This window comes from Pseudomonas sp. TZ252 (genome assembly GCF_056110345.1).
Map to the genome: position 1 here is coordinate 116,902 of NZ_CM148566.1, position 12,565 is coordinate 129,466.

The 12,565-nt window shown below is 64.4% G+C and carries 8 protein-coding genes and 1 pseudogene; 2 read left to right on the forward strand and 7 right to left on the reverse strand.

The window, feature by feature from the left end; translation table 11 throughout:
• Nucleotides 1-70: 70 nt before the first annotated feature.
• On the forward strand, nucleotides 71-478 hold the full coding sequence (locus ACYAF3_RS00560; RefSeq protein WP_003145185.1) for an ester cyclase: 408 nt from the start codon (nucleotides 71-73) through the stop codon (nucleotides 476-478).
• Between the two features lie 27 nt (nucleotides 479-505).
• On the opposite strand, the gene ACYAF3_RS00565 is transcribed toward ACYAF3_RS00560, so the two are convergent.
• The gene (locus ACYAF3_RS00565; RefSeq protein WP_023104225.1) at nucleotides 506-3,793 is read right to left on the reverse strand and encodes an acetyl-CoA carboxylase family protein; all 3,288 of its coding nucleotides are present in this window, start codon (nucleotides 3,791-3,793) and stop codon (nucleotides 506-508) included.
• A gap of 204 nt (nucleotides 3,794-3,997) precedes the next feature.
• Between ACYAF3_RS00565 and ACYAF3_RS00570 the strand changes: the two genes are divergently transcribed.
• The gene (locus ACYAF3_RS00570) at nucleotides 3,998-4,918 is read left to right on the forward strand and encodes a LysR family transcriptional regulator (protein ID WP_003086983.1); all 921 of its coding nucleotides are present in this window, start codon (nucleotides 3,998-4,000) and stop codon (nucleotides 4,916-4,918) included.
• Between the two features lie 15 nt (nucleotides 4,919-4,933).
• Here ACYAF3_RS00570 and ACYAF3_RS00575 read toward each other — a convergent pair whose 3' ends face one another.
• The 6 genes and pseudogenes from ACYAF3_RS00575 to ACYAF3_RS00600 all read right to left on the reverse strand — a co-directional run bounded on the left by ACYAF3_RS00575 (nucleotide 4,934) and on the right by ACYAF3_RS00600 (nucleotide 12,534).
• On the reverse strand, nucleotides 4,934-5,275 hold the full coding sequence (locus tag ACYAF3_RS00575) for a hypothetical protein (protein ID WP_003082903.1): 342 nt from the start codon (nucleotides 5,273-5,275) through the stop codon (nucleotides 4,934-4,936).
• A gap of 379 nt (nucleotides 5,276-5,654) precedes the next feature.
• Nucleotides 5,655-7,892 (reverse strand): lipase family protein, encoded by a 2,238-nt coding sequence (locus ACYAF3_RS00580; protein ID WP_474727147.1) that lies wholly within the window; start codon nucleotides 7,890-7,892, stop codon nucleotides 5,655-5,657.
• Nucleotides 7,889-8,683: a hypothetical protein gene (locus ACYAF3_RS00585; protein WP_073658641.1), complete on the reverse strand. Its 795-nt coding sequence runs from the start codon at nucleotides 8,681-8,683 to the stop codon at nucleotides 7,889-7,891. The genes ACYAF3_RS00580 and ACYAF3_RS00585 overlap by 4 nt, the downstream gene beginning before the upstream one ends.
• Before the next feature lie 143 nt (nucleotides 8,684-8,826).
• Nucleotides 8,827-9,617, reverse strand: a pseudogene (locus ACYAF3_RS00590) (hypothetical protein).
• Entirely contained in the window at nucleotides 9,614-10,462 is an 849-nt protein-coding gene (locus tag ACYAF3_RS00595; protein WP_031756258.1) for a DUF4123 domain-containing protein, read from the reverse strand. The pseudogene ACYAF3_RS00590 and the gene ACYAF3_RS00595 overlap by 4 nt, the downstream one beginning before the upstream one ends.
• Nucleotides 10,459-12,534: a type VI secretion system Vgr family protein gene (locus ACYAF3_RS00600; protein WP_073658640.1), complete on the reverse strand. Its 2,076-nt coding sequence runs from the start codon at nucleotides 12,532-12,534 to the stop codon at nucleotides 10,459-10,461. Before ACYAF3_RS00600 ends, ACYAF3_RS00595 begins: the two co-directional genes overlap by 4 nt.
• Nucleotides 12,535-12,565 lie beyond the last annotated feature (31 nt).

A 12,565-nucleotide genomic window follows, 5' to 3' on the forward strand; every position in this document is an offset into this window, starting at 1 on the left:
CGACTGACGGCGTCTCGCGGGTTTGCTAGGGTCTGGCTCATGCCGCCCGGACAGCTCGAAGGAGACCCGCATGACCCGTGACCGACTCGCCGAGCGCTACCGCGCCTACATCGACTGCCTGAACCGTCAGGACTGGGCGCGCCTGGGCGATTTCGTCCATGACCGGGTGCGCTACAACGACGTGCAGATCGGACTCGACGGCTACCTGCGGATGCTCGAAGGCGACTTCCTGGCAATCCCCGACCTGCGCTTCGAGATCGAACGCCTGCTCGTCGATCCGCCGGGCGTCGCCTGCCGCCTGCACTTCGACTGCACACCCGGCGGCCGGCTGTTCGGCATCCCGGTCAACGGCCAGCGGGTACGCTTCGCCGAGAACGTCTTCTACGAATTCGAAGACGAGCGCATCGCCGGCGTCTGGTCGGTGATCGACAAGGCGGCGGTCGCCGCGCAGGTTCAGGCGACGCCGCCGTCGTCCTGAGGCGCCAGGGCACTGCGGGCCGACCATCTACCAGGTATCCACGAACGGCCGCTTGCGCCCCGCCCTCGGCGCCGGTTCTCCGGCGACGGCCAGGCCGCGCAGGAGCCAGGCGCGGGTCTCCGCCGGGTCGATCACCGCGTCGATCTCCAGGTAGCTGGCCATGTTCAGCGCCTTGCCGTTGCGGTAGGCCTTGTCCACCATGCCGCGGAACAGCGCCTCGCGCCGCTGGGGATCTTCCTCGGCCGCCAGCTCCTTGGCGAAGCCCAGCCGCACCGCGCCTTCCAGGCCCATGGCGCCGAACTCGCCGCTGGGCCAGGCGACGGTGAACAGCGGCGAATGGAAGCTGCCCGCCGCCATGGCCTGGGCTCCCAGTCCGTAGCCCTTGCGCAGGACCACGGTGAAGAACGGCACCGTCAGGCTGGCGGCGCTGACGAACATCCGCGAGACGTGGCGCACCGTGGCCTGTTTTTCCGCCTCCGGGCCGACCATGAAGCCAGGGGTGTCGCAGAGCGAGACGATCGGGATGTCGAAGGCGTCGCACAACTGCATGAAGCGCGCGGCCTTGTCGCCGGCCGCGGCATCGATGGCGCCGCCGAGATGGCCAGGGTTGTTGGCGATCAGGCCGAACGCCCGGCCCTCGATGCGCAGCAGCGCGGTGACCAGGCCGGGAGCGAACTGGCGCCGCAGTTCCAGCACGCTGCCCCGGTCGGCCAGGACCTCGATCGCCTGGCGGATGTCGTAGGCACGCAGGCGGTTCTCCGGCACCAGGTGGCGCAACTCGCGCTGGTCGGCGCAACTCCAGTCGGGCAGCGGGCCCTGGAAATAGCCGAGATAGCGCCTGGCCACCGCGACCGCTTCGGCCTCGTCCGCCACCAGTACGTCGATCACTCCGTTGGGCCCCTGCACGCCCGTCGGACCGACCTCCTCGGCGGCGAAACGGCCCAGGCCGCCGCCCTCGATCATCGCCGGGCCGGCCATGCCGATGGTGGCGTCGCGGGTGGCGATGATCACATCGCAGCAGCCCAGCAACGCGGCATTGCCGGCGAAGCAGCGACCGGAGACCACTCCCACCAGCGGCACCAGCCCGGAGAGCCGGGCCATGCCGACGAAGGTATGGCAATCGAGGCCGGCGACGCCGACGAAATCGGTATCGCCCGGGCGCCCGCCGCCGCCCTCGGCGAACAGCACCAGCGGCAAGCGCCACTGTTCGGCCAGGCCGAGCAGGCGGTCGGTCTTCTTGTGGTTCATCACCCCCTGGGTGCCGGCGAACACCGTGTAGTCGTAGGCCAGTACCAGGCAACGCGCGGCCTGCACGCCGAAGCTGGCGGCCCCCACCGTACCGGTGCCGGCGACCAGGCCATCGGCGGGGCTCAGCTCCAGCAACTCCTCGGCGGAGCGCCGGCGACGCTGGGCGGCCAGGGCGAAACCGCCATATTCGCTGAAGCTGCCCTCGTCCAGCAGGTCGAGCACGTTCTCCCGCGCGGTACGCTGTCCGGTCTTGCGCCGCCTGGCCAGCGCCTGCGGACGACGCTCGTCGCCCAGCGCTGCCTGGCGCTCGAGTACCTCGGCGAGATCGGCGCGGATATGCGCCAGGTCCAGCGCCTGTTCGGTCGGTGCCTGCTCGTCGTCATCCTCCGTCGGTTCGAGGAACAGCAGCGTCGCGCCCTCCTCCAGAGGCTCCCCGAGGCTCGCCGCGAGCCGCCGGACGATACCGCCGCCGGGTGCCTTGACCTCGAATTCCATCTTCATCGCTTCCAGGATCGCGACCCGCTGGCCGGCACGCACCCGTTCGCCATCGGCCACTTCCAGGGCCACCAGCACCCCGCTGCTCGGCGCAGACAGCGGCAGGCTGCCGAGTGGCGCCTCGACCCGCGCAGGCGCGGCGTCCTCGGCGAGCGGGCACTCGGCGCGGAGCCGCGGATGGCTCGCCGGGATAGGCGCCAGCAGTGTCTCCAGGTGGCTTTCGACGAAGCGGGTGTCGACCCGGTTGGCCTGTACCGCCGGATGCAGCAGAAGGTTGCGCAGCAGATCCAGGTTGCTCGCCACGCCCTCCAGGCGGAATTCGCAGAGCGCCCGGTAGGCCCGGCGCAACGCGGCGGGATAATCCGCACCACGCACGACCAGCTTGGCCAGCAGCGAATCGTAGCTGGGGCTGACCCGATAGCCGGCATAGCCGTAGCCGTCCACCCGCAGGCCGGGACCGCTGGGCGGTTCGTAGGCGCCGATAGTGCCCACCGCCGGACGGGCGCTGCCGTCGGCCGCCAGGGTCTCCAGGTTGATCCGCAGTTGCACCGCGCAGCCGCCGATCGCCGGCGGTCGCTCCAGGCCGAGGGCGGCAAGCTCCATGCCGGCGGCGAGACGCAACTGGGCATGCAGCAGGTCGACCCCGGTGACTTCCTCGGTGACGGTGTGCTCCACCTGGATGCGCGGATTGGCTTCCATGAAATAGAAGCGCCCGGGGCGCTCGTCGTCGACCAGGAACTCGAAGGTACCGATCCCCCGATAGCGCACCGCGCCGGCCATGCGCAGGGCGCAATCGATCAGCGCCTCGCGGGTGGCCTCCGGCAGGTCCGGGCTGGGGGCGATCTCCAGCAGCTTCTGCTGGCGCCGTTGCAGGCTGCAATCGCGCTCCCAGAGGTGGCTGACCGCACCGCTGCCGTCGCCGAGCACCTGCACCTCGATGTGCCGCGCCCGCGCTACCCGTTGCTCGACGTATAACTCGTCCCGGCCGAACGCCGCCTGCGCCTCGGCACGGCAGCGGCGGTAGGCATCGGCCAGTTGCGCAACCTCCTCCACCGCGCGCATGCCACGTCCGCCGCCACCGGCAAGGGCCTTGAGCATCACCGCGGCGCCATCGCCCAGCCCTTCCAGGAACGCCTCGGCCTCTTCGACGCTGACCGCACGGTTGATCCCGGCCACCAGCGGCACCTCCAGGCGCTCGGCCAGGGCGCGCGCGGCAGCCTTGTCGCCGAACAGGTCGAGCACTTCCGCTTGCGGCCCGACGAATTGGATGCCCGCGCGCTGGCAGCGACGGGCGAATTCGCCGTTCTCGGCGAGGAAACCGTAGCCCGGATGGATCGCCTCGCAGCCCTGCTCCAGGGCCAGCGCGACCAGCCGATCCATGTCGAGATAGGCCGCCACGCCACGGCCGGCCAGCGGCAGCGCGACATCGGCCTTGCGCACGTGCAGGGACGCGGCATCGTCTTCCGCGAACACCGCCACCGAGCGGATACCCAGGTCGGCGCAGGCGCGGGCGATGCGAATGGCGATCTCGCCGCGGTTGGCGATCAGCAAGGCGTTGAAGGGAGCGGTCACGGCAGGTTCTCCGGGGAGCGGGTCAGGCGGCCGGCGAAAGGAGCTGGCCCGGCGGCGCGTTGGTCATAGTCGCAGGCATCTTAGGCAGCCGAAGGAAGCGGCAGAACTGAGGCTTATTCATCGACATCCATGAAGCCTATGCATGGTTCTATCGGCGAGCATGCCTGCTAGGCTGGCGCCTTCCCCAGACAGGCGCGCGCAAACATGAATCAGCCACATGAATGGTCGCCCCTCAGCCGTTTCGATCTGAACCTGTTCCGGGTCTTCGAAGTGGTCTATCGAGAACGCAACCTGACCCGCGCGGCGGGCCTCCTGCATCTCAGCCAGTCGGCCGTCAGCCACGCCCTGGCGCGCCTGCGCGACCAGCTCGGCGACCCGCTGTTCGTCCGCCAGGGGCGCGGGGTTGCGCCGACGCCGCTGGCCGAGCGACTGGCGCCGGGCATCCATGACGCCCTCGCCGGCCTGCACCGCAGCATGAATCGCTGCCAGACATTCGACCCTCGGCGCGACGCGCGGACCTTCCAACTGAACATGCCGGAGCAACTGGAGCCGCTGGTGCTCCCGGCGATCCTCGACCACCTGCGCCAGGCCGCGCCGCACATCGAGATACGCTGCAACAGCCTGCACTGGGCGGACCTGAAGGCGGAACTGGGCGCCGGACGCATCGACCTCGCCATCGAGATCGCCCGGCCCACCGACGCCGCCCTGCGCCGCCAGCACCTGCTCGACGACAGCCTGTGCGTGATGGCCGGGCCGGGCTTCGCCGGCGAACTGAGTGCGGAGGAGTACCTGGCGGCGGACCATGTCGCGGTGACCTCGCGGCGACGCGGCATCTGCATCGAAGACCTGGCCCTCGGCCACCTCGGCCTGACCCGCCAGGTGCGCCAGCGCTGCCAGCACTACCTGTCGGCGGCGTTGCTGGTGGCCCAGGGCGGCTACCTGCTGACCCTGACCCGAGGCTACGCCGAACTGATCAACCGCGGCCTGGGCAACCGCCTGCTGCCGATGCCGCTGGCCCTGCCAGCGGTGACTCTAAATCTCTACTGGTCGCGCCAGGCCGACGACGAAGCCGGCAGCCTCTGGCTGCGCGGCGAACTGGCGGAGCTGGCGACGCGTCTGCGCTGAGCGCGGGCGCTGCGACTAGGGCTTCGCCGCCTTGGCGCGGGCCTTCTGCAGCCACTGCCCGGCCTTCGCCGAACACTCCGTGACATAGGTCGTATCGATCGCGCAGCGCTCCCCGGTGGCCTTGAGCAGGTAAGCGGCATCGGCTACCTCGTAGTCGGTGTGCCGGCGCGGCGTACCGTTCGCCTGGGATTCGCGTTCGTCCTCGCGGATGTCGCAGTACAGCGCATTGCTGCGGGCGAACAGTTCGAGGCACTCGGCATCCTTGCCCAGCAACGGGTTGGCGCTGTCCTCGGCGGACTTGGAGCAGCCGCCGAGCAGCAGGCAGGCGCAGGCGATCGTGGCAAGCGGGCTACGCATGTGTCCGTTTCCTTGGCCATGGAGAGAGCGCCATTAAAACAGCCCCGGCGCCTCGGCGCATCCGCCATCGCCTCAGAGCCGCTCCCACGCGGCAAGCCGTGCCCAGCCAGCCATTTCTCCCAACGGCAGATGGCGGCCGAGCGGCTAGCCTGTCCGATGGTCCTCGGCCTGGAGATGCCCCACAAGCCACGCCTGCTGCGCTTCTTCACCGCGCATCAAACCGATGCCCTGAAAGACGGGCGTCGCCAGCACGTGTCGGTATTGCGCGAACGTCGCTACGACGCGCGCCTGCCCATGTGGCTTGGAACAGGTCCCAGGCAAAAAGCCGAGGGGAGGCGGATATGGATAGAGCCCTCGATAGGGTTTGTTTGACTCCGCTCTATCCAAGCGTATCGATGTCCAGATCGAACACCGCTCCAGGGGCATGGCCGCCTACCAGGGTAGCGATCGCGCGCTCATTGCTGTCGGGATCCGGCGGGGCCATCGCGAGTTGTTCATGCGAGCGATTGAACGAGTGCGCCAGCCAGCGCTCCAGGCTCACCGCCAGCGCCTCGGGCCGCTCGGCAACCCGGCCGTAGACCTTGGCCTCGCTGACACGCTCGACGCTCAATGCTTTCAGTCGCACAGCGGTCTGTTGCAACCTGCCGATTTCAGCGCGCAATGGCCCCATTATCTGTTGTTCCCTGGCAGAACCGTAGGCCGCCGCCTCCTTTTCCCGCAACTGCGCCTTGAAGTCCTGCAGCGCTTCCCCGACCCGCTCGTACTCGGTCGGAGTCACCACGGTGCGGCCTTCCTCCAAGGCCTCTTGTGCACGGCGCAAGGAAGCCCAGCAATGCGGAATGTAGCTGGCGACCATCTTGTGATCGGCATTATCCAGCATCTGCCGCAGCAGCCCGCCTCGCTCCGGCAAGCCATTCCTTGCAGCCTGTGCCTTGGCGCAAACCGCTGCGCCGCCGCGCTCGGTGATGCTTTCGCAGCCGGGCGTCCACAGGATCGCGGACTTGTGGCCATCGGCAAACGACACGGGCATGAAATGACGCAGTTTACCGTGGTGCGTGTAAGGCTCGCCGACGATGTTGACGGGACTCAGGAGCACCACCGCCCCTCCGATGGCAGGGTTGAAGAGCATCAGCAGGACGCCCGCCCCCGACATGCGCCAGGACGTTTTCATCCAGGCCGCCGGGACACTGGGTACCGGATCGTTCTGGTTGACCATGCGGTGATGTACCAGAGGCCTGGCGTTTTCCACGAAGGTCTTGTCGCCTACGCGCGGGCTGCCGTAGGTGTAGAGCACGATGTCATATTTTTCTGGTTGTTGCCGCAACATCTCGGCGACCAGCAAAGCCACCGCGCCACCAAGGCTATGGCCGGTGATCACCAGCTTCTGCCCGCTGTAGAACTTATCCAGGTAGGTTGCAAAGAACTTGATGGCCACCTTGGCCGACTCGTAAAAGCCGTTGTGTACCTTGCCGCTGGTTTCCTCGAACGGCGTCTGCGCAGCATCCACATCGCGCAGAACGTCAGCCATACTCGCGGTGCCGCGTACCACCAGCAGGATCAGCTCATCGTTGTGGGTGACATAGGCTTGCGTATCGGTACTCCCCCGTTTTTTGGCATCGTCCAGGTAGTGGAGCCTGGCTGGATGTTCCTGATCCGCCCCGAGTTCGGGGCTGTTCACTTCGGGGTATAGCTCGGGGTCGAACGGTATGACCTCCAGGCGCCTGGAGTAGGCCACGTCTTCATACAGGGGGTAGTAAGCCTTCCCGCCGGACTGAGTTGCGTCCACTTGCCACAGCTCATCGGACCTGGCCAGGGCATCGCCGAACCAGTTGCCGACGCTGGGTTGCGCCGGAAAGCTCACGCTGTCGGTTTCCACCGGTTGCGTATCGGGTTCCTGGCCAAACGGGCTATAGCTCAGGGTCGACATCAGCGCCAACTGGTACAGGTTGAGGTAGCAGAACGCTTCACCCGTGGACAGGAGCGGACTCAGCGCCCGCAAGGGGCGCACCTCCAGCACATGGTGCCGGTTCGGCAACAGCGCGATACCGCGAACCCGGGGAGGCCTGGGAGCAAATCCCAACTCCGCCATGGCGGCCGAGGGACGGCGCATCAGCGCATGCACCTGGTGCCGGGGCGGAAAGCACCGGAGCGCCAGGGGCGGAAGATGGGCCCGGTGCTCCACCAGTTCGCTCACCTCGACCTGGCAGAAAGAATCGGCCTGGCCTTGGGCGGGGTTGGACCGGGTGCGGGCGCCGTCAGGGTTTACAAAGCGGGTCTTCTCGGCACGCACTTGCAGTTCGGTGATAGGTAGAGGGTAGTGATCTCTCCCACTTAAAGCTGTATAGATATCCTCAATCCCTTGATAGGCTTTATCGAATTTGAGCACCACCGGCCCGCAATAGTGCCGATTGATCTTCCCAGTCCCTGTTTCGTCCAGAATGCCAAGGTAGACAACCTCCTCAGAATCGCTGACTTCATAGGCCAGGCCGGCATAGGGCCTGCCATCCCCCCGCTCATCCACCAGTTGAAAACTGGTCGAGTGGGTGCGTCGCGGGCAAGCATGGATGCGTTCGCTGAAGAACGGCTTTTCCCACTCCTCCATCGGCCCCAAAGTCATGGGGTCACCGCCTTGTTTTCCGTACACCCGGGATAGAGGGTGCAGTAGTCACGACCATCCGGCATTCTGAAGGTACTGAAGTCCTTATAGTTTCCGTAGCAGAATGCATATTGATCTTCAAACCCTTTCCCCATACAGCGCTTCCACCCACCAGGAACCTTGACCCAGGTATCCTTCATATAGGGGCGCTCTTCGTCAGCCAGCTTGATCCTCAACCTCACCGTCTTGCCGGGCAGTTGATCCAGGGTGTAAGCCACGAAAGGTTTCGCTTTGCGCCGTACACCCGTCTCATCCATCCTTTTGCAATCGAGGAGCTTTCTCAGAACACGGGTCTTCCCGGCTGTACGAAACAGCCACTGGCATTGCCCGGCAAACTCGCTTTCCCCGGCCGCATTGAAAGTGCCTTTTTTCACCTCGACCAGCTTGTCTCGTACGACGATCAGGGCCGAGTCACGCCCGAAATCCCTCCAACTCTTGCCATACCAGCCATAGATATAGAAATCGATGTTTTGCAGTACCAAAGGGCAGCCACTGAGCGTACGACGTAACAATATCTTCGAATCCCGTTCATATTTTTCACGACCCGAGTTGTAGCCAACTTGGGTATCCTTTCCCCCCGGCACCGTGCAGGTTTCACCTTTGGCCGGCACATAAGTTGCCGTGGCTTCGTAAGTGAACTCAGGTGGCAGGTCCGCCGTAACGGTAAAACTGTTGGACTTGCCCAAGGCAGTGCAGCCCTGGGCCAGCGCAAGGCAACTGGCAAGGGTCATGTTTTTAAGGGTTCGGTTCATCTGGAGGCGTCTCCTTGCCAATAACTGCAGTCTTGGACGTTATTCGTCCACGGGTTGAAAGTTGTTGGAGTGCGAGCGCAACGGGCAGGTGTGGATACGCTCAGCGAAGAATGGCTTTTCCCATTCCTCCATCGGCCCAAGAGTCATGGGGTCACCGCCTTGTTTTCCGTACAGCCGGGATAGAGGGTGCAGTTGCGTCCATCCGGCATTCTGAAGGTGCTGAAGTCCTTATAGTTTCCATAGCAAAACGCGTATTGATCTTCAAAATTTTCACCCAAGCAGCGTTTCCACCATCCAGGTACCTTGACCCACGTGTCGCCGATAGCTGGCAGCTCTTCGTCAGCCAGCTTGATCCTCAACCTCACCGTCTTGCCGGGCAGTTGATCCAGGGTGTAAGCCACGAAAGGTTTCGCTTTGCGCCGTCCCCCCGTCTCATCCATCCTTTTGCAATCGAGGATTTTTACGATACGACGCAATTTTCCTACCGTGCGGAATAGAAACTGGCACTGCCCGGAGAATTCACTTTCCCCGGCGGCATTAAAAGTACCTTTTTCACTTCGACCAGCTTTTCGCGCACGGCAATCATTGCTGAGTCTCGCCCGAAATCCCCCCAATCCTTGCCATACCAACCATATACATAAAAATAGATGTTCTGCAGTACCAAGGGGCAGCCACTGACCGTACGGCGTAACAATATCTTCGAATCCCGTTCATATTTTTCCCGCCCCGAGTTGTAGCCAATTTGCGTATCCTTTCCCCCCGGCACCGTGCAGGTTTCACCGTTGGCCGGCACATAAGTTGCCGTGGCTTCGTAAGTGAACTCAGGTGGCAGGTCCGCCGTAACGGTAAAACTGTTGGACGTGCCCAGGGCAGTACAGCCCTGGGCCAGCGCAAGGCAACTGGCAAGGGTCATGTTTTTAAGGGTGCGGATCATACGGGGGCGTCTCCTTGCCAGAACCGCACCTCCTGATACACACGCTCGAAATGCGTCGTGGGGGTTTCGTCAGGCAGGGGTGACCAGGACCTGGGCAGGGCGTCATCCGATGCGAGCAGGCGTTGAAGCAGTAGAAAGCGGATCTGTTCAGGCGCCCGCCAGCCCCATGTGCGGGCCAGTTCCAACTGCGCCCGAAGCCAGGCGTCGGCATCCCGCTGCCCGGCCAATTCCGCAAACGGCTCCGTCCACTCGGCGATCAGGTAGCGCCAGGCGTTGTCGAACTGAATACCTGCCGCCGTCTCCGAAGCCGTGGGGACAACGAGCCACGCCGGTTCGGCCGGCACGGGATGGTCGCCAGGGGCGGGGTTGTCGGCATGGAGCCATCGCCCGGCCAGCCAGTAGCACGCGCTGGAGATCGGTCCCAGGAACGCCGGGCGCTGCTCCGGCTGCAGGTGTGCCAGGGCGCGACCCAGCACGCGACTGTCGTGAAAGCGATAAAGCGCCTGGTTCGGCCGCTCGCCCGTTACCAGGCGAGCGCGCCAATGCCGGGCCAGCGACTCCAGATCACTGCTCACGCTGCTGGCCAGCCAGCCCCAATGACGTTCTGGCGACTTGAGCAACGCCTGAATGACCGGATGGTCCAGCGCATCGAGCCGGAACAGGTAGGGACCTATCGCCGCCAGCGAACTGGCGGGCGTACCGCTATACAGATTGCCGTACTGATGGGGTTCGCGCCCTTCGAGCAAGGCATCGCGCTGGTCGAGCTGGCCATCGGAGTCCAGTACCAGGTACAGGTATCGGCCCAGCTCGCCTTGTTTCTGCAGCCATTGTTCGGCCGTGGTCATGCGGCACCTCCAACACGGCACAGTCCATCGCGACAGATTTCGCAGAGCGGGCAGAAGTCCGCGGCGCGTTGCCTGGCGGCAGCCACGAGAGGCAGCGAATTGGCGACGACGGTCTGTGCTGCTTCGGCCAGAGCCTGGAGTGCCTGCTGCGGTGCGATGCCGGCCATGGGGGGTCCGCCCTGCACGATCGGCACGCTGCTGAAAATCCCCGCGGAGTTGATGACGATATGCTGTCCACCGGCCTTGAGTGTCAGGTTCACGCCGGCATCGACCAGCACATTGGTGGCGGTGACGCGGGCCTGTGATCCGGCCTGCACGACCCAGGTGCCGTCCACGGCGATGCTGCCGGCGCCGCTGATGGAAAGCAGTTCGTTGCCGCCGATCCGGGTGTGGCGCTCACCCTGGGTGGTATGCAGCTCATCGCCCTTGATCAGGCTGGAACTGTTCATGTTCACCTGCTCAAAGCGGTCGTTTTCGACCAGGCTGCGGCTGTCCCGGCTTATCCGTTCGTGACGGTCATTGCCGATGCTGGTGTGACTGTCGTTGAGGATCAGTTGCTCGATATCGCGCTGCGCGCGCAGGAAGATCTTTTCCTGGCCTGCCCGGTCTTCGATCGAAAGTTCGTTGTAACCGCCGCTGTTCGGCGTACTTCGGCTACGCAATACGGTTCTGCTTTTGTTCGCCGGCAGCGCGTAGGGCACAGGCGTGGTCTTGTTCGGCACGACACCGGTAATCAACGGGCGGTCCGGGTTGCCTTCAAGGAAGCTCACCACCACTTCCATGCCAACGCGCGGGATGGTCACCGCGCCGAAACGCTCGCCTGCCCAACTGGAAGCAACCCGCAGCCAGCAACTGCTTTTGTCGCTTCCCAGTTCCCGTCTGTCCCAATGCAGTTCGACCTTCACCCGCCCGTATTCATCACAGAAGATCTCCTCGCCGGCCGGACCGGTGACCCGAGCGGTCTGGCACCCCGGCAGGGGTCGGCGCGTCAGCAGCGGCGGCCGGAAAAACACATCCCATGGAATGGCGGTGAAGGTATTGCGATAACCCTGGGTGAAGCCGTCTTCTGCCTGGCTATCCCCGGTCACGGACTCTTCGAGTGACTGGGGTTGCCGACCAGAGTGCGTGACGCTCAGCAACAACCACAGTTCGTTGCATGTCTTGCGCGGATGTTCGGTCAGCTTGAAGAAGTGACCGCTGCGCAACGTCGGCTGATCGCTCTGGCCTTCGGCCAACTGGTAATCGACACGATGCCGTTCCAGAGCCTGTCTGGCCAACACCTGTCCACGCTCCAGCGTGGTGATCGGCGAAGGATAACGATAGTCCTCGAGGGCCGGCTCGAACTCCGCGGTGAACTGGCTTTCCAGCAACAGGCTTGGCCGCTTCAGGTCGTAGTCGCGGCGAGTCACCTTGCTGGTGCGGGAACTGAAACGCTGGGAAAACCGATTGACCACCGGATGATCGGCGACCGTCCCAGTATCCTGGCGGTATGGCGTACATCCCAGCAAGGGGAACCAGGCCTGGTCCTCGGTGAACACCAGCAGGTGATTCTCCGCTGAATGCTGGTGGTGCCAAGCGATGCCGTCCTCGGCACACAGCCGCTGGATGAAATCGAAATCACTTTCACCGTACTGGGTGCAGTATTCGCGTTCCGGGCTGGTGTGGACATTGAAGACGTAGACATCAGGCTGGATACCATGGCCTGCCAGCACCTGTGCGATGATCTGCGGTACTGTCAGGTGCTGGAAAATGCGCTGGTTGAAGCTGAACTGCAGGTAGTGCAATACCGGCACCAGGGTCAGGTGATAGCGCGCCAGGCGCCTACCGGCTTCGCCCACGTACACGTCTTCGATATGCCCATGGATCCCTTCGCCGCTCAGGCCGAACTGGAGAAATGCCGGTTGACCGAGCAAACCCTCCAGGTCGAAATCGGGGTTCTCGCTGACCAGTTCGATACGGACGGCATACAGGGTGCTGATGGCTTCGGCGCCATCGAAAGCCAGTACCTTGAAGTCGTTGCGTACGGAGGGGATCGATAGCGCAAAGTGCGCACTATTGGCTGGCGCGAACATTTTGCTTTTCCTTAAGCTGGACAGCGCACTT